We start from the raw sequence: 23,229 nt of genomic DNA on the forward strand, positions 1-23,229 counted from the left end.
GCCCCGCCCGACGGGCGGGTGCTCGCCCGCATGATGAGCTGCGGTTCGACGAGCAGGTGCTCGGCCTTCCTGGCCCGGCCCTCGATGTGGTCCACCAGGAGACGGATGCTCCGGCGCCCGATGGTGGCGAAGTCCTGCCGGACCGTCGTCAGCGGCGGAGGGAAGTACTCGGCCTCCGGGATGTCGTCGAAGCCGGCCACGGCCACCTGCGCGGGGGTGCGGATGCCGCCCTCGCGCAGCGCCCGCAGGACGCCGAGCGCCATCTGGTCGTTGGCCACGAAGACGGCCGTGACCGGGGTCGTGCCGCGGCGGGCCAGGGCGAGGCCCGCGAGCTCCTGGCCCGCCCGGTACCCGGACAGCGGGCTCCAGTCCCCCGTCAGGACCCGCGGGGGCCGGATGCCGCTCTCCTCCAGGACGGCGCGCCAGCCCGCGGTGCGGGCCTCGCTCTCCAGCCAGTCGTCGGGCCCCGAGACGTGCCAGACGTTCTCGTGTCCGGCGGCGAGCAGGTGCTCGGTGACCAGGCGGGCGCCGAGCTCCTGGTCGAGGGAGACGCCGGGCAGGTCGAGCTGGTGGCCGCCCTCGACGGTGACCACGGGGAAGGGCGCGTCCAGTTCGGCGAGCGCCTGCACGTGCGAGCGCTGCGGGGTGATGGCGACGACGCCCTCCACGCCCCAGGCCGCGAGGTGGTCGATGGCGTCCCTGAGGCCCTGGCCCCCGCCGCCGCGCAGGCTGACGGTCGAGACGAGGTAGCCCTCCTCCCGCGCCGCCTCCTCCAGGCCGGTCAGGGTGCTGGCCGGGCCGTACAGGGCGGTGTTGACGGCGATGACGCCCAGCGTCCTCGTGCGGCGCGTCACCAGGGCGCGGGCGGCGGAGTTGCGGCGGTAGCCGAGCCGCTCGATGGCCACGGTGACCTGCTCGCGGGTGGCCGCGCGCACGTTGGGGTGACCGCTCAGCACCCGGGAGACGGTCTGGTGGGAGACCCCCGCCTCCCGTGCGACGTCGGCCATCGTCGGCGGGCGGACGTCTTCCGCGGGATGGGCCACGATCGCCTCCCTTCTCCGTGCTCACGGCTGTGTATCGATACGGGAAAAACCTTAGCGCCTCTTGTATCACGCCTTTGTGAGCGCTAACAATCTAGCTCGACCGGGGCGCCGACGCCCCGGCCGCCCAGCCGGAACGGTGCCGTCCCGGTGGTGCGTGGACCCGCGCTGCCGTCGACCCCGCTCCCGGTCGGAGCCGCCCTCGACGACGGGATGGGTAACGCCCATGAAGAAGTTCCGATCCGCATCCGCCCTCCTGGCCGTGGCCACCGGCTGCGCCCTGCTCCTGACCGCCTGCGGACAGACCGCCGAGGGCGGCAGCCAGGAGGCGAAGGAGAAGAAGGACCGCACCATCGGCATCGCCATGCCCACCAAGTCCTCCGAGCGGTGGATCGCCGACGGGCGCAACATGACGGAGAGCCTGAAGAAGGCCGGCTTCGCCACGACCCTGCAGTACGGCGAGGACGACCCCGACCAGCAGGTCGCCCAGATCGAGAACATGATCACCCAGGGCGTCGACGCCCTGGTCGTGGCCGCCATCAACGGCGAGGCCCTCTCCAACGTCCTCCAGCAGGCGGCGGACGCCGACATCCCGGTGATCTCCTACGACCGGCTCATCCTGGGCTCCCCCCACGTCGACTACTACGCCTCCTTCGACAACGAGAAGGTCGGCGAGCTCCAGGCCACCTACATCGTCGAGAAGCTGGGGCTGAAGTCCGGCGCGAAGAAGGGCCCCTTCAACATCGAGCTGTTCGCCGGATCCAACGACGACAACAACACCAAGTACTTCTTCAACGGCGCCATGAAGGTGCTGAAGCCCTACCTCGACAAGAAGCAGCTGGTCGTGCGCTCCCGGCAGACCCAGCTCAACCAGGTCACCACCCTGCGCTGGGACGGCGGGACGGCGCAGAAGCGCATGGACGACCTGCTGACCTCCGCGTACTCCACGGCCCGCGTCGACGCCGTCCTCTCCCCGTACGACGGCATCTCCATCGGCATCCTGTCCGCCCTGAAGTCCGACGACTACGGGAGCGCCGCCAAGCCGCTGCCGGTCGTCACCGGCCAGGACGCGGAGGTCGCCTCCGTGAAGTCGATCATCGCGGGCGAGCAGACGCAGACCGTCTACAAGGACACGCGCGCCCTCGCGAAGGTCGCCTCGGACATGGTCACCGCCGTCCTGGAGGGCAGGAAGCCCCAGACCAACGACGACAAGACGTACGACAACGGAAAGAAGGTCGTTCCGGCCTATCTGCTCGACCCGGTCAGCGTCGACAAGTCGAACTACCGGAAGGTCCTGGTGGAGTCCGGCTACATCGACGCCGGGGCACTGAAGTGACCGCCCTCCTCCAGATGCGTTCCATCGTCAAGACCTTCCCCGGGGTCAGGGCGCTCGACGACGTGACCCTGTCCGTGGAACGCGGCGAGGTGCACGCCCTGTGCGGGGAGAACGGCGCCGGCAAGTCGACCCTGATGAAGGTCCTCTCCGGCGTCCACCCGCACGGGACGTACGGGGGCGAGATCCTCTTCGACGGCGAGCCGTGCCGCTTCAAGGACATCCGGGCCAGCGAGCGGCGCGGGATCGTCATCATCCACCAGGAGCTCGCGCTCGTCCCCCACCTGTCGATCGCCGAGAACGTCTTCCTCGGCAACGAACCGTCCCGGCGCGGGATCGTCGACTGGCGCGAGGCGCTGCGCCGCGCGTCCGCACTGCTCCGGCGGGTCGGGCTCGACGAGCACCCCGAGACCCGGGTCGCCGACATCGGCGTCGGCAAGCAGCAGCTGGTGGAGATCGCGAAGGCGCTGGCGAAGGACGTCCGCCTGCTCATCCTCGACGAGCCCACCGCGGCCCTCAACGACGAGGACAGCGCGAAGCTCCTGGGTCTGATGGGGGAGCTGAAGGGCCAGGGCATCACCTCGATCCTCATCTCGCACAAGCTGAACGAGATCGCCCGGATCGCCGACTCCGTCACCATCCTGCGCGACGGACGCTCCATCGAGACCCTCGACGTCAGGGACCCGGCCACCACCGAGGAGCGCATCATCCGCGGCATGGTGGGCCGGGACCTCGACAGCCGCTTCCCCGACCGGACCCCGTACGAGGGCCCGGCCGACGCCACCCCCGTCCTGGAGGTCCGCGACTGGACCGTGCGCCACCCGCTCGACCGCGGCCGCAAGGTCGTCGACGGCGTGTCGCTCCAGGTCCGCCGCGGGGAGATCGTCGGCGTCGCGGGGCTCATGGGGGCCGGCCGGACCGAACTCGCCATGAGCGTCTTCGGGCGTTCCTACGGCCGCTACGAGCGGGGCACCGTGCTCAAGGACGGCCGCGAGGTGCGGACGCGCACGGTTCCCGAGGCGGTCGCCCACGGCATCGCGTACGTCACCGAGGACCGCAAGCACTACGGCCTCGACCTCGGGGACTCCGTGAGCCGGAACATCTCGCTCGCCTCCCTCGGCGCCCTGGCCCGCCGCGGGGTCGTCGACGGGCACGAGGAGCGCCGGGTCGCGGAGCGGTACCGGCGGACCATGAACATCAAGGCTCCGAACGTCCTCGAACCGGTCGGCCGCCTGTCCGGCGGCAACCAGCAGAAGGTCGTCCTCAGCAAGTGGATCCTCGCCGGGCCGGACGTCCTCGTCCTGGACGAGCCCACGCGCGGGGTCGACGTGGGAGCCAAGTACGAGATCTACACCGTGATCGACCGGCTCGCCGCCGAGGGCAAGGCGATCCTCCTCATCTCCTCCGAACTGCCCGAACTGCTCGGCATGTGCGACCGCATCTACACCATGGCCGCCGGGCGGCTGACCGGCGAGGTCGGGCGCGCGGACGCCACCCAGGAAGTACTGATGCGGCACATGACGCAGAGCTCCCCCGCACCGCCGGCGGTCCCCGCGGGCACCGCCTCCACCGAAGGACACCAGGCATGAGCACCGAAGTCGGCACGAAGACGACCGCCCCGGCGCCCCCGGGCGGCGGTTCCCCGTCCACCGGGACACCGGTGCTCCGGACGCTCCTCGACGGCGTCCGGCGGAACATGCGCCAGTACGGCATGCTCTTCGCGCTGGGCCTGATCGTGCTGCTGTTCCAGGTGTGGACGGGCGGCGACCTCCTGCTGCCGCGCAACGTCTCCAACCTGGTCCTGCAGAACAGCTACATCCTCATTCTGGCCATCGGCATGATGATCGTCATCATCTCCGGGCACATCGACCTGTCGGTGGGCTCGCTGATGGCCCTGGTGGGCGGCGTCGGGGCGGTGCTCATGGTCGAGCACCACGTCTCCTGGCCGGTCGCGGTGGTCCTCACCCTGCTCCTGGGGGCGGTCGCCGGCGCGTTGCAGGGCTACTTCATCGCGTACGTCGGCATACCGTCGTTCATCGTGACCCTCGCCGGCATGCTGCTCTTCCGCGGGCTGACGGAGATCTTCCTCAAGGGGCAGACGCTCGGCCCGTTCCCGGACGGTCTGCAGAAGGTCGCCAACGGCTTCCTGCCGGAGGTCGGGCCGCGCACGAACTACCACAACCTGACGCTGCTCCTCGGCCTGGGCCTGATCGCCTACGTGGTCTTCCAGGAGGTCCGGGACCGCCGCCGCCAGCGGGAGTTCGCCCTGGAGACGCTCCCCGCGGGCCTGTTCGCGCTGAAGGTGACCGCGCTGGTCGCCGCGGTCCTGGTCACGACCCTGCTGCTCGCCAGCTACAAGGGCGCGCCCGTGGTCCTCCTGATCCTGGCCGTCCTGCTCGTCGGCTTCGGCTACGTGATGCGCAACGCGGTGATCGGCCGCCACGTGTACGCGATCGGTGGCAACCTGCCCGCCGCGAAGCTGTCCGGCGTCAAGGACCGGAAGGTGACCTTCGCGGTCTTCCTCAACATGGGGATGCTCGCGGCGCTCGCCGGTCTCGTCTTCGCGGCGCGCTTCAACGCGGCCTCGCCCAAGGCGGGCGTGAATTTCGAACTGGAGGCCATCGCGGCCGCGTTCATCGGCGGGGCGTCGATGAGCGGCGGCGTCGGGACCGTCCTGGGCGCCATCATCGGCGGCCTGGTGCTCGGCGTGCTCAACAACGGCATGAACCTCGTCGGGGTGGGCACCGACTGGCAGCAGGTCATCAAGGGCCTGGTGCTGCTCGCGGCGGTCGGCTTCGACGTGTGGAACAAGCGGCGGGCGGGCGCCTGACGCGGCTCCGGACACGGCTGTGCCCGCCGGCGTTCCCGCCGGCGGGCACAGCCGTGTCGGTACGCGGTCAGTCGCGCGTGCCGAACCGGAGGACCGTCCTCGACGTGTACCGCTCCCCCGGTCGCAGCACCGTGGACGGGTCGCCGGGGCGGTTCGGGGAGTCGGGGAAGTGCTGGGTCTCCAGGGCGATGCCGGCGCCCGCCCGGTAGGGCGTGCCGCTCTTGCCGAGGACCGTTCCGTCGAACTGTCCCGCGGTGTAGACCTGGAGGCCGGGCTCCGTGGTCAGCACCTCCATGCGGCGGCCCGTGGCCGGGGCGTACAGGACGGCGGCCCGGCGCAGCCGTCCGTCGCCGTGCGGGTCCAGGACGAAGTTGTGGTCGTAGCCGTCGGGCGCGCCGGGGCGGGCCAGGGCGTCGGCGATCCTGAGCGGCCGGCGGAGGTCGAAGGCGGTGCCGTCGACGGGGCGGTGGTCCCCGTGGGGGATGAGGTCCGCGTCGACCGGTGTGTAGTGGGAGGCGTCGACGGCCAGTTCGTGGCCGAGGACGTCGCCGGCGTCCTCGCCGTCGAGGTTGAAGTAGGCGTGGTTGGTCAGGTTGACGGGGGTGGCGGCGTCGGTGACCGCCGTGTAGGAGAAGGCGAGTTCGTCGTCGCGGCCGATGAGGCAGCCGACGGTGACGACCAGGTTCCCGGGGAAGCCCTGGTCGCCGTCCGGGCTGCGGAGGCGCAGGAGCACACCGGTCCACTCCGGGGTGTGGACGCCCTCGGCTTCCCAGAGCCGGGTGTCGAAGCCGTCGGTCCCGCCGTGCAGGCAGTGGCCGTTCTCCTGGGTGGTCAGCCGGTGCGGCGTCCCGTCCAGGGTGAACCGGCCGTGGGCGATGCGGTTGGCGTAGCGGCCGACGGTGGAGCCGAAGTACCGGGCGGTGGTGGCCGTCTCGGCCGGGTCGCGGGGCGCGAGGACGACGTCGGCCGGGGTGCCGTTCCGGTCCGGCGCCCACAGTCCGTGGAGGCGGGCGCCGCGGGTGTGCACCTCGGCCGTGAGTCCGCCGGGGAAGCCGAAGGTCCATCGTTCTCCGGCGCGCGGGTCGGCGTGGCGGACCGGGGGGACTCCGGTGAGCGGGGGCGTGGCTGGGTTCATGGGGTTCCTTGGTCGCGAGGGGGGCGCAGCCGGAAAGGGGGCAGGGAGGTCCCTGCCCCCTCGTGGCCCGGGGTCTATTCCGCCGGGCGGGATCCGCCGAAGAGGCGCTGGAGGAGGATGAAGACGAACAGCAGGCCGCCGATGACGATGCGGGTCCACCACGAGCTGAGGGTGCCCTGGAAGCTGATGATCGTCTGGATCAGCCCGAGGACCGTCACGCCGAGCGCGGTGCCCAGGACGAACCCGGGGCCGCCGGTCAGCAGGGTCCCGCCGATCACGGCGGCGGCGATGGCGTCGAGTTCCATGCCGACGGCGTGCAGGGCGTAGCCGGAGAGCATGTAGAAGGTCAGCAGCAGGCCGCCGAGGGCGGAGCACAGGCCGCTGACGGCGTACACCATGACCTTGGTGCGTCCCACGGGCAGGCCCATGAGGCGGGCGGAGGACTCGTTGCCGCCGAGGGCGTAGACGGTGCGGCCGAAGCGGGTGTGGTGGAGGACGACGAAGGCGAGCGCGAGGACGACCAGGGCGATGACCACGGCGGGCGAGACGAACAGGCCGCCGGGGAGCAGTACCCGGGTCTGGGCGATCTGTGTCGTCGTCGGGTCCGTGATCGAGATCGACTCGGTGCTGATCATGTAGCAGAGGCCGCGGGCGAGGAACATGCCGGCGAGGGTGACGATGAAGGGCTGGATCTCGAAGGCGTGGATCACCCAGCCCATGAGGGCTCCGCCGCCGGCTCCCACTAGCAGGACCACGGGCACCGCCACGGCGAGCGGCAGGCCGTTCTGTTCGACGAGCCAGGCGGTCAGCATGGTCGACAGGGCCACCATGGAGCCGACCGAGAGGTCGATCCCGCCGGTGAGGATGACGAAGGTCATGCCGATGGCCACGACGAGCAGGAAGCCGTTGTCGATCAGGACGTTGAGCAGGACCTGCGCGGAGAAGAAGCCTTCGTACTGCACGGAGCCGACCGTGAACATGGCGACCAGGAGGGTGGCCGTCACCATGAGCGGCAGGCGGGCTGCGTGGCGGGCCGAGAAGCGGTGGAGCGGCTTGGTGAGGGTGGTGCTCACGGGTGGACCTCCTGCCGGCGGGCCGTCAGGTCGCCGGCCGCCGGGGCCGGGTCCGGGACGGGCGTGCGGCGACGGCGTGAGAGTCGCGCGCGGAAGGCGGGCGACTGGACGAGACACACGACGATGACGACCAGGGCCTTGAAGACGAGGGTGGTCTCCGGAGGTACGCCGAGGGTGTAGATGGTGGTCGAGAGGGTCTGGATGATCAGCGCGCCGAGGACGGTGCCGCCGAGGGAGAAGCGGCCGCCGGTCAGCGCGGTGCCGCCGATGACCACGGCGAGGATCGCGTCCAGCTCGATCCACAGGCCGGCGTTGTTGCCGTCGGCGCTGGACACGTTGGAGCTGATCATCAGGCCGGCGACCGCAGCGCAGACGGCGCTGACGACGTACACCGTGACGAGGAGCCCGGCCGCCCGGATGCCGACGAGCCGGCTCGCGACCGGGTTGCCGCCCACCGATTCGATGAGCATGCCGAGCGCGGTCCGCCGGGTGACGAGGGAGGCGACGGCGACGAGGGCCGCGGCGAGCAGGACGGCGAAGGGGAGGGTGAGCCAGTAGCCGCCGCCGATCATCTTGTAGGCGCCGCTGGAGACGCTGATGATCTGGCCGTCGGTGATCAGCTGGGCCACGCCGCGTCCGGCGACCATGAGGACCAGCGTGGCGACGATGGGCTGGACGCCGAGCCGGGCGACGAGCAGGCCGTTGAGCAGGCCGATCGCGGCGGCCACGCCGAGCGCGACCGCGATCGCGGCCAGGACGGTGGAGAGGCTTCCGGGGTCCTTCGCGGTGGCGATGTGCTCGCAGGCGAGGGCGCCGGCGATGGCGACCGTCGAGCCGACCGAGAGGTCGATGCCGCGGGTGGCGATGACGAGCGTCATGCCGACGGAGACCAGGATCAGCGGGGCGCCGAACTGGAGGATGTCGATCAGGCTGCCGTACAGGTGTCCGTTCTGGACGCGGACGGCGAAGAAGTCGTGGGTGAGCGCGACGTTTCCGAGGAGCAGGGCGGCCAGGACGGCGGCGGGCCAGAACAGGCGGTGCTCGGTGAGCCGCCGGGCGCCGCGCGCCCGGGCCGGACGCCCCCCGGCGCCGGTGTCGTCAGGTGGTGTCATGAGGTGGCTCCGGTGGCGATGGCGCCCAGGATCCGGTCGGGCGTCAGGGTGGTGTCGTTGGTGAGGGTGGCGACGAGCCGGTGGTCGCGCAGCACGCCGACCCGGTGGCTCAGCCGCAGCACCTCCTCCAGTTCGGCGGAGATGAAGAGGACCGCCGTGCCCTCCGAGGCCAGGCGGCTGACGAGTCGTTGGATCTCCGTCTTGGCGCCGATGTCGATGCCCCGGGTGGGCTCGTCCAGGATCAGCAGCTCGGGGTCGGTGAGCAGCCACCGGGCGAGCAGCACCTTCTGCTGGTTGCCGCCGCTGAGGTTGCGGACCTGGGCCTCGGGGTCGGCCGGGCGGATGTCGAGGACCTCGGTCCACCGGGCGGCGATCTCGTCCTGCCGGGCGCGCGAGAGGGGCCTGGTCCAGCCGCGGGCGGCCTGGAGGGCGAGCACGATGTTCTCGCGGACGGTGAGCTCGCCGATCAGGCCCTCCGCCTTGCGGTTCTCCGAGCAGAAGGCGATCTTGTGGGCGATCGCGGTGCGCGGCGAGCGCAGGACGGCGCGTTCGCCGTGGATCCGCAGTTCGCCGCCGTCGGCGTGGTCGGCGCCGAAGAGCAGCCGGGCGGCCTCGGTCCGTCCGGAGCCGAGGAGTCCGGCGAGGCCGATGACCTCGCCGCGGTGGATGTCCAGGTCGTACGGCTGGATGGCGCCGGTCCGGGCGAGGCCGCGGGCGCTGAGGAGGGGGGTCTCCGCGGACCCGGGGCCGGCGGCGGTGCCGGTGTGGGAGGTCTCGGCCAGTTCGTCGAGGGTGCTCAGTTCGCTGCCGACCATGCGGTGGACGAGGGTGACGGGGGTCAGTTCGTCGATCCGGTACTCGCCTTCGAGGCGGCCGTTGCGCAGGACGGTGACCCGGTCGCACAGGTCGAAGACCTGGTCGAGGAAGTGGGTGACGAAGAGGATCGCGACGCCCCGGTCGCGCAGCCGGCGCACCAGGGCGAACAGCTGGGCGACCTCGTCGCGGTCGAGGCTGGAGGTGGGCTCGTCGAGGACGAGGACCTTCGCCCGGACGTCCACGGCGCGGACGATCGCGACGAGTTGCTGGACGGCGAGGGAGTGGGCGCTCAGCGGCATGCGGACGTCGAGGTCGAGTTCCAGCTCGGTGATGAGCTGTGCCGCGCGCCGGTGGAGGGCCTTCCAGTGGACGAGGCCGAAGCGCCGGGGTTCCCGGCCGACGAGGACGTTCTCCGCGACCGAGAGGTTGGGGCAGAGGTTCACCTCCTGGTAGACGGTGCTGATGCCGGCGTGCTGGGCTTCGAGCGGTTCGGTGAACCGCCGGGCGTCGCCGTCGACGGTGACCGTGCCCGCGTCGGGCGGGTGGACCCCGGTGAGCACCTTGATGAGGGTCGACTTTCCGGCGCCGTTCTCGCCCATGAGCGCGTGGACCTCGCCCGGGAAGAGGCGCAGGTCGACGCCGTCGAGGGCGAGGACGCCGGGGAACGCCTTGCGGATGCCGCGGGCCTCCAGGACCGGCCGGTCGGTGGGGGTGGGGGTGGGTGGGGCTGTCATCCGCCCTCCTCTCCTGAGGGGCCGGGGGCGGCGCGGGGGCCGCCCCCGGTCCGGTGCGGGCGGTGGGTCAGTACTGGCGGCCGGGCAGGGCGGCGGCGGCCTGGTCCTGGGTGAAGACGCCCTCCTTCACCTCGACCCGTCGCGGGACGCTCTCGCCGGCCGCGACCTTCTTGACGAGGTCCATGAGCTGGTCGCCGAGGAGCGGGTTGCACTCGACCACCACGTTGATCTTCTTCTGCTGCATGGCGACGAAGGCGTCCTTGATGCCGTCGACGGAGATCACCTTGATGTCGGTGCCCGGCTTCTTGCCCGCCTCCTCGATGGCCTGGATGGCGCCGAGGGCCATGTCGTCGTTGTGGGCGTAGAGGACGTCGATGTCCTCGTGGGACTTGAGGAAGGCCTGCATGACCTCCTTGCCCTTGGCGCGGGTGAAGTCGCCGGTCTGGGAGGCGACGACCTTGAACTTGGGGTCGCCCTTGATGACCTCGGCGAAGCCGGCCTTGCGGTCGTTGGCGGGGGCGGAGCCGGTGGTGCCCTGGAGCTCGACGACGTTGACGGGGTCGGTGGTCCCCTCGTACTCCTTGACGAGCCACTTGCCGGCCTCCTGGCCCTCCTTGACGAAGTCGGAGCCGAGGAAGGTCCGGTAGAGCGAGGTGTCCTGCGAGTCGACCGCGCGGTCGGTGAGGATCACCGGGATGCCGGCGTTCTTGGCCTCCTTCAGGACGGTGTCCCAGCCGGACTCCACGACCGGCGAGAAGGCGATGACGTCCACCTTCTGCTGGATGAAGGTGCGGATCGCCTTGATCTGGTTCTCCTGCTTCTGCTGCGCGTCGGAGAACTTGAGCGTGATGCCGGCCTTCTCGGCCGCCTCCCGCACGGACTTGGTGTTGGCGGTGCGCCAGCCGCTCTCGGCTCCCACTTGGGCGAACCCGAGCACCAGCGTGCCGTCGGAGGAGCCCTTGCCGGCGGTGCCGGCGGGGCCGGTGGGTGCGGGCTCGGTGGTGCAGGCGGTCAGCACGCCGCCGGCCAGGACGGCGGCGGTGATGACGCGGAGGGCTCTGTGGGCCATGGCGTGGTTCCTCTCGGGACGTGCGTCGTACCAGGCGGAGCCCTGAAGGGGACGGGCCCGGCGAAGGCATGGCTGCGCAGCGGTGGTGGGGCCGGACGGGGGCGGAGCGACGCGTCGGCCCCCGTCGACCGGTGAGCTGACGAACGCGAGCATTGTGAGCGCTAACAGAGTTGTAACTCAAGGGTTCGTACGAGCGTTACTCGTTCTTGATGAAAAGTTGTGAGCGTTAACACTCTTCACCCGGGGATCGTCGCGGACCGCCGAAGACCCCTTGGGGCGACGGCCGTTGACACGCCCCACCGCCCTCCGTATCGTCGCGGCACGATTTCGGACGGCGTCCGAAGCATCGAACGTCAGGAGTCGCCCCATGTGTTCCGCTCGGCCCGCCGGCCAGGGCGGCCTCCTGTGACGCGGGGCCGGGTGGTGCGGGCGGCCCGGCTGATCCGGCGAGCCGCTCCGTGAGGTGCCACGAGCGGTCCGCCCGGGGCCGCGCCGGGGCGACGGTCCCGGGGCGCGGCTCAGGAGGGCCGGGACGGTCCGGGCGGTGGTGCGAGCCCGAGGTGGGCCCACGCGGCGGGGGTGGCGACCCGGCCCCGGGGCGTGCGGACCAGCAGCCCCTCCCGGACCAGGAACGGCTCGGCGACCTCCTCCACCGTCTCCCGGTCCTCCCCCACGGCGACCGCGAGGGTGGCCAGGCCCACCGGTCCGCCGCCGAAGAGCCTCAGCAGGGCGTGCAGCACGGCCCGGTCCAGGCGGTCCAGGCCGCGGCCGTCGACCTCGTAGACCCCCAGGGCGGCGGACGCGATCTCGCGGGTGACCACTCCGTCCGCGGTGACCTGGGCGTAGTCCCGCACCCGGCGCAGCAGCCGGTTGGCGATGCGGGGCGTGCCGCGGGAGCGGCCGGCGATCTCGGCGGCGCCGGCGGGTTCGATCTCCACCTCCAGCAGCCGGGCGGAGCGGTGGACGACGTGCTCCAGCGCGGCCGGGTCGTAGAACTCCAGGTGGGCGGTGAAGCCGAAGCGGTCGCGCAGCGGCGGGAGCAGCAGGCCGGCCCGGACGGTGGCGCCGACGAGGGTGAACGGCGGCAGGTCGAGGGACATGGCGGACGCGTCGAGTCCGGTGCCGACGACGACGTCGACGCGGAAGTCCTCCATCGCCAGGTAGAGCATCTCCTCGGCGGACCGGGACATCCGGTGGATCTCGTCGAGGAAGAGGACCTCGCCCCCGGCGAGCGAGGCCAGGAGCGCCGCCAGGGCTCCGGGGTGCTGGATGGCGGGGCCGGAGGTGACGCGCAGCGGGGCTCCCATCTCCGCGGCGATGATCATCGCCAGGGTGGTCTTGCCGAGCCCCGGAGGGCCGGAGAGCAGCACGTGGTCGGCGGTGGCGCTCCGCTGCCGCGCGGCCCGGAGGACGAGGTCGAGCTGCTCGCGGACCCGTTCCTGGCCGATGAACCCGTTCAGGTCCTTGGGGCGGAGCGCCGCCTCGGTGGCCCGCTCCTCGCCGTCGGCGGGGGCCGCGGCCGGCCGGTGGGGCGGCTCCGCCACGAGGGGCGCGGCGGGCCGGCCGCCGGCGGTCCCGTCCCGGGGTGCGGCGGCGGGGAGGACGGTGCCGCCCCGGTTCACCGGCGCCGGCCCCGCGCCGGGGTGAAGGGGCGGCGGGCTGGTCTTCACGGCCCGGCCGGGGTGCCGTCGAGGAGGACGCGGGGGGCCGGACCGCCCGGGGCCGACGGGGCGGGTCCGGTGGAGCGCCGTCCGGCCGCGACCGGGTCGAACGGCACGGTGCCGGGCGGGGCCGCCCGGTCCGCCGTGGCCGTCGGGGGCTCCGCCGCCGGGGTCTCCGGCCCCGTCCCGATGCCCAGTTCCTCCCTGATCCGCTCCTCGATCTCGTCGGCGAGGCCGGGGTTGTCCTTCAGGAAGTTGCGGGCGTTCTCCTTGCCCTGGCCGAGCCGGTCGCCCTCGTACGTGTACCAGGCGCCGGCCTTGCGGACGACGCCGTGCTCCACGCCCATGTCGATCAGCTCGCCCTCGCGGCTGATGCCCCGGCCGTAGAGGATGTCGAACTCGGCCTGCCGGAACGGCGGGGCGACCTTGTTCTTGGCCACCTTGACGCGGGTGCGGTTGCCCACCGGCTCGGCGCCGTCCTTGAGGGTCTCGATGCGGCGGATGTCCAGCCGGACCGAGGCGTAGAACTTCAGGGCGCGGCCGCCGGTCGTGGTCTCCGGCGAGCCGAAGATCACGCCGATCTTCTCGCGGAGCTGGTTGATGAAGATCACCGTGGTTCCGGAGTGGCCCAGCGCGCCGGTGATCTTCCGGAGCGCCTGGCTCATCAGCCGGGCCTGGAGGCCGACGTGCGGGTCGCCCATCTCGCCCTCGATCTCCGCGCGCGGCACCAGCGCGGCGACGGAGTCGACGACGACGAGGCCCAGGGCGCCGGAGCGGATGAGGGTGTCGGCGATCTGCAGGGCCTGTTCGCCGTTGTCCGGCTGGCAGACCAGCAGGGCGTCGGTGTCGACGCCGAGCCGCCGGGCGTACTCGAGGTCGAGGCCGTACTCGGCGTCGATGAACGCCGCGGTCCTGCCCGCCTTCTGCGCGTTGGCCATGGCGTGCAGGGCCAGGGTCGTCTTGCCGGAGGACTCCGGGCCGTAGATCTCCACCACGCGGCCGCGCGGCAGACCGCCGACGCCGAGGGCGAGGTCCAGGGCGATCGAGCCGGTGGGAACGGCCTCGACGGGGGTCTCCGGCTCATCGCCCAGGCGCATCACCGAGCCCGTGCCGAACCGCTTCTCGATCTGGGCGAGGGCGAGTTCGAGCGCTTCCTCGCGGTCGTGTTCCTTCATGGGGTCCGCCTCGGATGGGTGCGGTGGGGGGTCGCGGCCGGCGCACGGGCGCGTCGGTCCGTCAGAAGGGATCCGTCTCCTCCCCGGGGGCGTGGCGTCCGCTCCCGGCGGGGACCGGCCGCTCGCCGCCGTCGGGCCGGGCGAACGGGTCCTCGGCGGGCGGACGGGGGCCGCCGCGGGAACCGGCGGGGACGCCGGTGTGCGGGGGTTTGGTGACCGTCGCGGCGGCGAACCGCAGCGAGGGTCCGATCTCGTCGGCCTCCAGCTCGACGACGGTCCGCCTCTCGCCCTCCCGGGTCTCGTACGTCCGCTGGCGCAGCCGCCCCTGGACGATGACGCGGGTGCCCCGGGTCAGGGACTCGGCGACGTGCTCCGCCTCCTGCCGCCAGGCCGAGCAGCGGAGGAACAGCGTCTCGGCGTCCCGCCATTCGTTGCTCTGCCGGTCGAAGGTGCGGGGCGTGGACGCGACGGTGAAGTGCGCGACCGCGTCGCCGGACGGGGTGAGGCGCAGCTCGGGGTCGTCGGTCAGGTTGCCGACGACGGTGATGACGGTTTCACCGGCCATGGCGGCTTTCCTCTCGTGCGACGGGTGGTTCCCCACCCGTGCCGGTTCGCGTGCGACGGGCGGTCCCGTGGGTCTTCTCCCGGGTGGGGGCGTTCATCGGGTCCGCCCCGCTTCCCTCTCCCGCCCCGGCCCGGGCTCGGCGAGCCCGGCGGCGAGGAGCCGTGCCTGGTGGGCGGGGGCCCTCCGCAGCGGGACCCCGAGCCGGGGGACGGTGCAGGGGCGGCCCGCGGCGGCCCCGCACCAGGGGCAGGGCACCCGGAGGGAGCGGGCGCGCGGGTCGCGTGCGTCGTGCTTCGGGCCGGCGGGGCGGGCCGGCGGGACGGTCGGGGCGGCGGGTATCCGCTCGACGCGCCTCCCCGAGGCGATCGCGGTGACCAGTTCGAGGAGTTCCGCACGGTAACGGCGGGGGTCGTCGGGGTCGCTGTCCGGGAGCGGCAGCGGGTTGCGGGCGAGCCGCTCCTCCCGGATCGCGCGCACCTCGGCGCGGATGTCGGCGGCGTCGACGCGGGACCGCTCCCTGCCCAGCCTGGTCACGGCCGCCCGTACGTCGGCGACGTCCAGGTCGGCGAGGAGCAGGTGCCAGGCGTCCGTGGTGGTGTCCTCCAGGTGCATCGACGGCCACACCGCCGCGACCAGGGCGACGAGTTGGGCCGTCTCGGCCGGCAGCATGCGCTCCTCCTTTCCGCGGGGGGACGTCCCGGCCGGTGGCGGGGCGTCGCTTCCTTCCTCGTCCGCCGACCGCCGGTACACGTACAGGACGGCCCCGCAGGCGCACCGCAGCCGTGTGCCGCCCTCGAACGTCCAGCGGCCGCAGTCGAGGTGACCGGCCTGGGAGACCAGGAACCACACCGTGCCGAGCGCGTCCCGGCCGGGGTCGGCGGCGACGGCGGTCACGGGTCCTCGCCCCCCTCGGGCGGGAGCAGACGGCGCAGGTCGAGGGTGCCGGTGTGCCAGGCGCGGGCGATCCGCTCCCGCCCGCCGGGCAGGGGGCGCAGGCTGAACGACCGCGGTTCGGAGGCGGAGAGCACGCCCAGCCCCGGGATCGCCTCGCCGGTGTGGGGGTCGGCGACCGGATCGAGGCGGGTCAGCCGGGCGAGGAACCGCCGCTGCCAGTCGGGGCGCACCCGGACCAGCGTCTCCACCCCGTCGGGGTGGTTGTCGGCCACCCAGGCGGTGAAGGCCGCCTCGTCGGCGACCACGACCGCCGGTTCGGGGTCGACGAGGGTGAGGGTGGCGATCGGCGTGTCGTCCGGCAGGGCCACCCGGACCGACTTCAGGTTCAGCTCGGCGCGGGCCGCGCGCAGCTCCTCCAGGACCTCGTGGCGCTCGGTCCGGTACTCGGCGTCGACGGCGTCGCGCAGCACCCGGAGCACGGCGACCCGGGTGGCGTGCTCCTTGAGGCTCATGCGGCCTTGTCCTTCCGCTCGGTGCCGTTCTCCCGCCTGGTCCCGGCTCCGGACTCGACGTCCTCGGCGACCCTGTTCCGCGCCGCCGCGGTGCCGTGACGCACGATCAGCTGGCCGAGCGTGCAGGTCTCCCCGCTGTCGTCCAGGACCGCGGCGCCCAGCAGGTTGTGCCGGCGGGCCTCCTCGTACAGGGCGCGCAGCTCGTCGTGGCCGGCGCCCTGCGCGGTGGCCGCCGTGACGTAGTCGGAGACGGAGAGGGCGGGCTTGCCGGCCTCCAGCCAGTCGAGGACGGCCTCGGCGAACTCCGGGCCCGGCCTGTGGAGCACCGTGCCGGACAGCGGCTTCGCGCGGGACTTGGAGATCACCAGGGTGTTCTCGTGGTCGAGGTCGCCGACGATGTCGAACTCGTACTCGATGCCCTCCCGCTGCTCGGGCTTGAGCCCGATCTTGCGCGGCACCTTGCGGCCGCGCTCGTCGGCCTCCACGACGTACTCGGTCTTGGTGCGCATGGTGACGATGAGGTGCCCGGGGTAAGCGAGCAGGGCGTCGATCATCGCCCGCTCCTGGGGACGGGCCTCCTTCCAGCCGGCGAAGCTGCCGCCGGCCCCGAGGCGCTTGGCCGCGTTGTCGACCTGCTCCAGCATCCCGCCCGTGCCGGACCAGAAGTGGCTCAGGGAGTCGACGATCATGACGTCGTAGCCTTCGTGGGCCGCCACCGCGAGCGCGTCGACGAGGGTGGTGGGCTGGAACGTCGTGAGCGGGAGGGTGTCGAAGGCGAACTCGTCGGCGTACTTGGCGGCGCTGCCGTGCTCGGTGTCGATCAGGGCGACCCGCTCGCCGAGTCCGGTGGCGGTGACCAGGGCGGTGTAGGTCTTGCCCGACCCGGTGGGGCCGGCGAGCGCGATGCGCGCCTTGGCCTGTTCCTTGGTGGCGGTGGTGAAGGTGAGGTTCACGCCGTTCTCCTGGCGTCTGCGACGGCGGTTCCGGGTGGGTCCGGCCGGCGGGGCACGCGGTCCCCGTCCGGCAGGACGCGCGCCCCGCACGACCGCCCTCGGGTCGAATATGCATTCGAATTACTGCCTGCACCCACGCTAAGCGCCCCAGAGGGAACAATCCACCCTTTTCTGTGAGAAAAATACCGGAAAGGGTGAAATGTCGGCACGGAAGCGTATAATGCCCGCCGCGCACGCGCGGGCGGGCATCGAGCGGCCGGAGGGGAACCCGCGGGCCCCGCTCAGCGGGCGGCCAGCACCAGCGCCAGGCCGGCCAGTGCCGGAACGGTCTGCACGAAGAGGATCTTCCGGTCGGCCGTGGCGGCGCCGTACGCGCCCGCCACGGCCACGCACACCAGGAAGAACACCTTCGCCTGGAAGCCCACGGGGTCGGCGGCCACCGCGCCCCACACCAGCCCGGCGGCGAGGAAGCCGTTGTACAGCCCCTGGTTGGCGGCGAGCGCCTTCGTCTCGGAGGCGAACGCGGCGCTGGTCCCGAACGCGGCCCGGGCCCGCGGACCGGTCCACAGGAACATCTCCAGGACCAGGATGTAGACGTGGAGCGCGGCGACGAGCAGGACCACGACGGTCGCGACGATCGACATGGGCACCAGACTCACACACGGCGCCCGCACCCGCCGGGGAAGCCCGTCGCGGTCGCGCGGCGCGGTCACCGCGCGCAGGCCGGCCACGACGCGGCCCGGCCCCCGGGAGACAAAGGCCCGGTACACCCGGGCCGCCGCCCGCTCCGGCCGGTCCCGGCGGCCGTCCCACGGGGCCGGCCGGACCGCTCGACGGCTGGTGGCCGCCTTCTCCGGGGCGGCCGCGACCGCGCCGGGCGGGGTCGCCCCACGGCCCGTCCGACGTGGGGCGGCCCCACGCCGCACGCGCGTCCGGTTAGGCTTGCCTTGCCTGACGGTGGGTCCGGTCTCCGGTCCCGCGGGCGGGCTCCATGACGGAACGGGCGGAGGCGGGGCACAGGTGAGAGACGGTGACCGGGCTCGCGTGTCGTGCGCCCGCCGGGGCGACGGTCCCGCGCCGGTGAACGGCGTCCGGGATCCGGGACCGGAGCGCGGGGTGGGGCGCCGTGGATGAGATCGCGCTCACGGCGGGGGCCCTGTACGTCATCGTGCTGCTCCGGGCCGGGGGGACGTTCGCCGTCGGCCGGCTCGCGGGCGCCGGTGCCCGCCGGAGCAGGTTCGCCGACCGCGTCTCGTCGCCGAAGTTCCTGCGCGCCGAGCGGGCGATCCAGCGGTGGGGCGCGCCGGTGGTGGCCGTCTCCTTCCTCACCTTCGGTTTCCAGACGGCCGCCAACTTCCTCGCGGGCAGCGCGCGCATGCCGTTGTCGCGCTACCTCCCCGCCCTGTTCGTGGGCGGAGCCGCCTGGGCGCTGATCTACGCGACCGCGGGGGTCGGCGTGGTCGAGGTGCTGGGGAGGCTCTTCGCCGAGCGGCCCGCGCTCGGCGCGTCCGCCGTGGCCGCCCTCGTCCTCGCCGCGTGCGGAGTGGTGGTGCACCGCCGCCGGAAGAGGGCGGCCCCGCCCTCCGGCGGAACCGGGGCCGGGGACTCCTGACCCCTGGGACCGGCCGGGCGCGGCGTCGTCCCGGGCCTCCGTGCCTCCCGTGCCCCGGGCGCGGCGCGCGTGCGGGGGCCGCGCGGTTCAGCGCGGGCCGGTGCCGCGGCTGAACCAGCCGCTGAACTCCCCCGCGCCGGCCACGGAACCGGCCTTCGCCAGCACCGTCTCGGCCGCCGCGCGCCAGGTCGCCGGGTCGGCGCGGGGCGGCGGCACGAACGGGCCGCGCTCCGGGGCGGCGGCGGCCGCGCCGAAGAAGTCGCCGCCCTTGCGCCTGACGTCGTCCGTGCCCCAGGACCGGCCGCCGTCGCGGGCCGGGACCTTCTGGAGGCGGGGGATGTGCTTGGCGCAGTGGATGTACGCCTCGTCGACGGCGATCTCGACCCACACCAGGGCCCGCCGGCCGGGCACCGGGTCGACGGCGAGTCCGGCGTCGGGGCGGGCGCGGCGCATCTCGTCGTCGGCGACCACCCTGGCCCGGCCGTTGACGTGGAGGCCGATCCGGTCGCGGAGGAAGTCCACCATCAGGATGCCGACGTGCGGGTTCTCCTCGATGTTGCCGAGGCTGGCGTGGACGCCGTTGCCGCGGTACTCGGGGTAGGCGAGCGTCGTGTCGTCGAGGACGTGGAGGAAGCCGGGCGGGCCGGCGCGGAAGGTGTTGTCACAGGCTCCGTGGCGGTCGGCGGTGGCCAGGAAGAACATCTCCTGCCGTGCCGTGAAGGCGCGCATCCGGGGGTTCAGCCGGTCGAGGACCTGTTCGGCGTAGAACCGGTCGGCGCGTTCGGTGGTGCCCAGGCGCCACTGGACGAGGTGTTCGCCGTCGCTGCCCGGGCGGGTGGTGCGCGGGGGCGCCGGCCGTCGCCCGGTCCGCTCGGAGGTGCTCGGATCCTGCGGGAAGGTGCTCACGTCGTCGCCCCGGCCAGTTCCTCTAGGGAGTCGTGTCGTATGCGGTGGGTGGGGATGCCGACGCCCCTCAGGGCCTCGACACCGCGGCGGATCATTCCGGGCGGGCCGGACAGATAGGCGTCGTGGGTGTGCCACGGGCCGTGTTCGCGGACGGCGTCGGGCAGGCCCCCGGAGGGCAGGCCGCCGGGGCCGTCGTCCAGGACGGGCCGGACCGAGAGCCAGGGGTGCGCCTGCCGGAGCCGGAGCAGCGTCTCGATGTCGTACAGGCCGTGGTTCTCGCGGGCGCCGTAGAAGACGTCGACGGTGCGGTGCCGGCCGTGTCGGGCGACGTCCTCCACGAGGGCCTTGATGGGGGCGATGCCGGTGCCGCCGCCGAGGCACAGCAGCCCGTTGTCGGTGCTGTGGTCCACGGTCATGGAGCCGGCCGGGGGGCCGAGCCGCAGGACGTCGCCGGGGCGGGCGCGGTGGACGAGGGCGTTGGAGACCCAGCCCGCCGGGACGGCCTTGACGTGGAAGGACAGCAGCCCGTCGGGGCGGGGCGCGGAGGCGAAGGAGTAGTGCCGCCAGACCCGCGGCCACCACGGGGTCTCCAGGGCGGTGTACTGCCCGGCGAGGAAGGGGTAGGGCTGGTCGGGGCGGACCGTGACGACCGCGATGTCCGGGGTGCGCGTCTCGTGGGCGACCACCTCCGCCCGCCACCAGGCGGGCGAGCGGAGTTCGTCCTCGGTCGCCGCGTCGATCATGATCTGCGAGATCGTGGTGTAGGCGGCCACCCACGCGGCCTCGGCCCTCGGTCCCCAGACGGCGGGGGCGTGCCGGGCGAGGGCGCCGATCAGGGCCTCGCCGACGGCCGGGTAGTGCTCGGGGCGGGTGCCGTACTTCCGGTGTCCGCGGCCGAGGTGGGTGAGGTACGCGGTCAGGGCGGCGGGGTCGTCCGCGTGGGTCGCGGCGGTGAGCAGCGCCTTGAAGAGGCGGTCCCGCTGGGTGTCCATCGCCGCGGGGAAGAGCTCCCGCAGGTCGGGGTGGCGCAGGAAGAGCAGGGCGTAGAAGTACGAGGTGACCCGGTCGGCGATCGGTTCGATCTCGGCCAGGGTGCGGCGCAGGAGGGCCGCGTCCGACGTGTCCGAGGGTCCGGTCCCGGCGGGCCCGTCCGGTCCGGGGAATCCCCGGGCCGCGGGGGCGTTCTGAGGCGTCCGGTGGGGCCTCGGGGCGAACCAGCCCCCGCCTTCGCCCGCTCCGTCGGCCGCCGGAGTCGTCGGATCTCCCATTGCTGTGCCTCGCCTCGAATTTCCTCGCCTTCACGTCCACCCGTACCGGGGCGGCCCGACCATACATCGCCTTCCTGAAGCGGCGGGGTATTCGCCACGACCCCTCCGGCGACAGCGTTTCAGCAGGTCAGAGGCCCGTTACTCGCAAGTACAGGGAAGGGAACACGCATGCGACGATCTATTGTCCGCACATGATCGACGGAAAAAGTCACGCGACCGCCAGAATTCCTCCACATCCTTCCGGGAATTCCCCGGCACACGGCGGTCCGCTCCCGAGGCGTACGAGGGCGGCTGGAAGCCGGATCACGGGGCAGGCGCCGGGACGGGGGCGGCGGGCACGGGGCACGGGGCCGGTGCGGCGCCGCCGCGGTCCCAGGACCGCCCGCCCCGCGGACACGCACGGAAGTGGAGAGCACCGCCATGACGCATCTGCCCGGCACGGAAGAGTCCTACTGGATGGAGACCGCGGAGGGACCCGTCCACCCCGCCCTCGGCGACGGCCTGGAGGTCGACGTGGCGGTGGTCGGCGCCGGTGTCGCCGGCATCTGCACCGCCTGGGAGCTCGCCCGCGCGGGGCGGCGGGTGGCCCTGCTCGAAGCCGACCGTGTGGCCGCGGGGGTCACCGGGTACACCACCGCGAAGCTCTCCGCCCAGCACGGCCTCCTCTACGACCGGCTGCGCGGGGCGTCCGGCGCGGAAGGGGCCCGGCACTACGCGCGCTCGCAGCAGGAGGCCGTCGAGCACGTCGGCCGGGTCGCGGCGGAGCTGGGGGTCGACTGCGAGCTGGAGCGGGTCCCGGCCCACGTCTACGCGGAGTCCGAGGAGGCGGTCGACGCGCTGAGGACCGAGGCCGAGGCGGCCCGAGAGGCCGGCCTGGAGGCCTCGTTCGTCCGGGACACCGGTCTGCCGTACCCCGTGGCGGGCGCCGTGCGGGTGGAGCACCAGGCGCAGTTCCATCCGCGCAAGTACCTGCTGGCGCTCGTCGCCGACCTCGTCGCCCGCGGCGGGAGCGTGCACGAACGGACGCGGGTCGTCTCGCTGGACGAGGGGGAGCCCTGCCGCCTCACCACCGAGGCCGGGTACGAGGTCGTGTGCCGGGACGTCGTCGTGGCCACGCACTACCCCGTCTTCGACCGGGCCCTGCTGTTCTCCCGGCTCGTCCCGCACCGGGAGCTCGTGGTCGCGGCCGTCCTGCCGGCGGACCGGGATCCGCGGGGCGCGTACCTGACGCAGGAGGGGAACACCCGGTCGGTGCGTACCGCTCCGTACGGCGACGGAGAGCGGCTGCTCATCGTCACCGGAGAGAAGTTCGAGCCCGGCGCGGGGGACGTGGGCGCGCGCCACGAACGGCTCGCCGCGTGGACCGCGGAGCGTTTCCCGGACGCCCGGATCACCCACCGGTGGGCGGCCCAGGACAACGCGACCACGGACGGCGTCCCCTTCGTGGGGCCCTTCCGTCCCGGCTCCCGGCACGTGTACACGGCCACCGGTTTCGGCGGCTGGGGGATGAGCAACGGCGTCATGTCCGGCCGGCTCCTCAGCGCGCTGATCACGGGCGACGCGCCGCCCTGGGCCTCCCTCTACGACCCGCGGCGCCTCCACCTCCGGGAGGCTCCGGCCCTGCTGAAGGCGCAGGGTTCCGTGCTCAAGCACTTCGTCGGTGACCGGCTCCCCTCCTCCCACGTCGACGGCGTCGACGAGATCGCGCCCGGCACCGGGGCCCTCGTCCGCGCCGGAGGACGGCACTGCGCGGTCTACCGCGACGAGGACGGCGTCCCGCACGCCGTCTCCGCGCGCTGCACCCACCTGGGGTGCCTGGTCCTCTTCAACGACGCCGAGCGCGCCTGGGAGTGCCCCTGCCACGGCTCCCGGTTCGCCGTCGACGGCTCGGTGCTCCACGGCCCGGCCCTCCGCCCGCTCGAACCGCGCGCGCTCCCCGGGACCGAGGGGGACGGCTGACGGCACGGCCGGCGTCCGGCCCCGGGCGGGGCCTCCCGGGCGACGTGACCGTAGGCTGCGGGAAGGGTCCGTGTGTCCGGCCGCCCGCGCGCGGGCTTCCGGCGGAGAGTGATGAGGTCGTGATGGGTGAACCGGCGAAGCCCGAGGTCCGCGTGCCGGAGGGGGACGCCCCCGCCGAACTGACCGTCCGGGACCTGGTCGTCGGGGACGGGGCCGAGGCGAAGCCGGGCACGGTGCTCAAGGTGCACTACGTCGGGGTGACCTTCGGGTCCGGGAAGGAGTTCGACGCCTCCTGGGACCGGGGCGAGCCGTTCAAGTTCGCCCTGGGCGGCGGCAAGGTCATCAAGGGCTGGGACCGGGGCGTGCGGGGGATGCGGGTCGGCGGCCGGCGCGAGATCGTCGTTCCCCCGCGCCTCGGCTACGGCCGGCAGTCGCCCTCGCCGCTGATCCCGCCGCACTCGACCCTGGTCTTCGTGGTGGACCTGGTCGACGTGTACTCCGGCACGACCGGGTGGAGCACCGCGCAGTGATGCCGGGCACATCCCGGCCGGGACCGCGGTGCGCGCGTGTTAGCTTCCGGCG

The 23,229-nt window shown here is 73.2% G+C and carries 21 protein-coding genes; 6 read left to right on the plus strand and 15 right to left on the minus strand.

Features of this window, described 5'->3' with window-relative positions; translation table 11 throughout:
- Positions 1-1,043, minus strand: a 1,043-nt coding sequence (locus AB0E83_RS07700) for a LacI family DNA-binding transcriptional regulator (protein WP_362107429.1), incomplete at its 3' end; no start/stop codon positions are given.
- A 223-nt stretch (positions 1,044-1,266) separates the two neighbouring features.
- Between AB0E83_RS07700 and chvE the strand changes: the two genes are divergently transcribed.
- The 3 genes from chvE to mmsB are packed head-to-tail and all read left to right on the plus strand — an operon-like array spanning position 1,267 to position 5,203.
- Positions 1,267-2,376 (plus strand): multiple monosaccharide ABC transporter substrate-binding protein, encoded by a 1,110-nt coding sequence (chvE, locus tag AB0E83_RS07705; RefSeq protein ID WP_362107432.1) that lies wholly within the window; start codon positions 1,267-1,269, stop codon positions 2,374-2,376.
- A gap of 14 nt (positions 2,377-2,390) precedes the next feature.
- Positions 2,391-3,962, plus strand: coding sequence for a multiple monosaccharide ABC transporter ATP-binding protein (mmsA, locus tag AB0E83_RS07710; RefSeq protein WP_362107435.1), 1,572 nt, complete (start codon positions 2,391-2,393; stop codon positions 3,960-3,962).
- Positions 3,959-5,203 carry a multiple monosaccharide ABC transporter permease gene (gene mmsB / locus AB0E83_RS07715; protein ID WP_362107438.1) on the plus strand — a complete coding sequence of 415 codons (1,245 nt, stop codon included), beginning with the start codon at positions 3,959-3,961 and terminating at the stop codon, positions 5,201-5,203. The genes mmsA and mmsB overlap by 4 nt, the downstream gene beginning before the upstream one ends.
- A gap of 67 nt (positions 5,204-5,270) precedes the next feature.
- On the opposite strand, the gene AB0E83_RS07720 is transcribed toward mmsB, so the two are convergent.
- The 12 genes from AB0E83_RS07720 to AB0E83_RS07775 all read right to left on the minus strand — a co-directional run bounded on the left by AB0E83_RS07720 (position 5,271) and on the right by AB0E83_RS07775 (position 17,546).
- Positions 5,271-6,338 (minus strand): aldose epimerase family protein, encoded by a 1,068-nt coding sequence (locus AB0E83_RS07720; RefSeq protein WP_362107441.1) that lies wholly within the window; start codon positions 6,336-6,338, stop codon positions 5,271-5,273.
- 74 nt (positions 6,339-6,412) lie between these two features.
- Entirely contained in the window at positions 6,413-7,411 is a 999-nt protein-coding gene (gene yjfF / locus AB0E83_RS07725) for a galactofuranose ABC transporter, permease protein YjfF (RefSeq protein ID WP_362107444.1), read from the minus strand.
- Complete coding sequence (locus AB0E83_RS07730) at positions 7,408-8,523, minus strand: ABC transporter permease (protein ID WP_362107447.1); 1,116 nt, start codon at positions 8,521-8,523, stop codon at positions 7,408-7,410. Before AB0E83_RS07730 ends, yjfF begins: the two co-directional genes overlap by 4 nt.
- Complete coding sequence (locus AB0E83_RS07735) at positions 8,520-10,073, minus strand: sugar ABC transporter ATP-binding protein (RefSeq protein WP_362107450.1); 1,554 nt, start codon at positions 10,071-10,073, stop codon at positions 8,520-8,522. Before AB0E83_RS07735 ends, AB0E83_RS07730 begins: the two co-directional genes overlap by 4 nt.
- A 67-nt stretch (positions 10,074-10,140) precedes the next feature.
- Positions 10,141-11,142 (minus strand): ABC transporter substrate-binding protein, encoded by a 1,002-nt coding sequence (locus tag AB0E83_RS07740; RefSeq protein WP_362107453.1) that lies wholly within the window; start codon positions 11,140-11,142, stop codon positions 10,141-10,143.
- Positions 11,143-11,660: 518 nt separating this feature from the next.
- Positions 11,661-12,686: a Holliday junction branch migration DNA helicase RuvB gene (gene ruvB, locus AB0E83_RS07745; protein WP_362107699.1), complete on the minus strand. Its 1,026-nt coding sequence runs from the start codon at positions 12,684-12,686 to the stop codon at positions 11,661-11,663.
- Positions 12,687-12,808: 122 nt separating this feature from the next.
- Positions 12,809-13,978: a recombinase RecA gene (gene recA, locus AB0E83_RS07750; RefSeq protein ID WP_362107456.1), complete on the minus strand. Its 1,170-nt coding sequence runs from the start codon at positions 13,976-13,978 to the stop codon at positions 12,809-12,811.
- Positions 13,979-14,039: 61 nt separating this feature from the next.
- Positions 14,040-14,543 (minus strand): single-stranded DNA-binding protein, encoded by a 504-nt coding sequence (locus AB0E83_RS07755; protein ID WP_362107459.1) that lies wholly within the window; start codon positions 14,541-14,543, stop codon positions 14,040-14,042.
- Between the two features lie 93 nt (positions 14,544-14,636).
- Positions 14,637-15,437, minus strand: coding sequence for a hypothetical protein (locus tag AB0E83_RS07760; RefSeq protein ID WP_362107462.1), 801 nt, complete (start codon positions 15,435-15,437; stop codon positions 14,637-14,639).
- Entirely contained in the window at positions 15,434-15,949 is a 516-nt protein-coding gene (locus AB0E83_RS07765; protein WP_362107465.1) for a hypothetical protein, read from the minus strand. The genes AB0E83_RS07760 and AB0E83_RS07765 overlap by 4 nt, the downstream gene beginning before the upstream one ends.
- Entirely contained in the window at positions 15,946-16,902 is a 957-nt protein-coding gene (locus tag AB0E83_RS07770; protein WP_362107468.1) for an ATP-binding protein, read from the minus strand. The genes AB0E83_RS07765 and AB0E83_RS07770 overlap by 4 nt, the downstream gene beginning before the upstream one ends.
- A 281-nt stretch (positions 16,903-17,183) precedes the next feature.
- Complete coding sequence (locus AB0E83_RS07775) at positions 17,184-17,546, minus strand: DUF1304 domain-containing protein (protein ID WP_362107471.1); 363 nt, start codon at positions 17,544-17,546, stop codon at positions 17,184-17,186.
- Positions 17,547-18,028: 482 nt separating this feature from the next.
- Between AB0E83_RS07775 and AB0E83_RS07780 the strand changes: the two genes are divergently transcribed.
- Positions 18,029-18,514 (plus strand): VTT domain-containing protein, encoded by a 486-nt coding sequence (locus tag AB0E83_RS07780; RefSeq protein WP_362107474.1) that lies wholly within the window; start codon positions 18,029-18,031, stop codon positions 18,512-18,514.
- An 87-nt stretch (positions 18,515-18,601) separates the two neighbouring features.
- Here AB0E83_RS07780 and AB0E83_RS07785 read toward each other — a convergent pair whose 3' ends face one another.
- On the minus strand, positions 18,602-19,309 hold the full coding sequence (locus tag AB0E83_RS07785) for a pyridoxamine 5'-phosphate oxidase family protein (RefSeq protein ID WP_362107702.1): 708 nt from the start codon (positions 19,307-19,309) through the stop codon (positions 18,602-18,604).
- A gap of 107 nt (positions 19,310-19,416) precedes the next feature.
- Positions 19,417-20,688, minus strand: a complete 1,272-nt coding sequence (locus AB0E83_RS07790) for a globin domain-containing protein (RefSeq protein ID WP_362107477.1) — start codon at positions 20,686-20,688, stop codon at positions 19,417-19,419.
- Between the two features lie 420 nt (positions 20,689-21,108).
- Here AB0E83_RS07790 and AB0E83_RS07795 point away from each other — a divergent pair, with 420 nt between their 5' ends.
- A complete protein-coding gene (locus AB0E83_RS07795) occupies positions 21,109-22,647 on the plus strand; it encodes an FAD-dependent oxidoreductase (protein ID WP_362107480.1) in 1,539 nt (512 codons plus the stop codon).
- A gap of 122 nt (positions 22,648-22,769) precedes the next feature.
- Positions 22,770-23,177, plus strand: coding sequence for an FKBP-type peptidyl-prolyl cis-trans isomerase (locus AB0E83_RS07800; RefSeq protein ID WP_362107483.1), 408 nt, complete (start codon positions 22,770-22,772; stop codon positions 23,175-23,177).
- Positions 23,178-23,229 lie beyond the last annotated feature (52 nt).

The organism is Streptomyces sp. NPDC035033 (genome assembly GCF_040636735.1).
Taxonomy (GTDB): Bacteria; Actinomycetota; Actinomycetes; order Streptomycetales; family Streptomycetaceae; genus Streptomyces.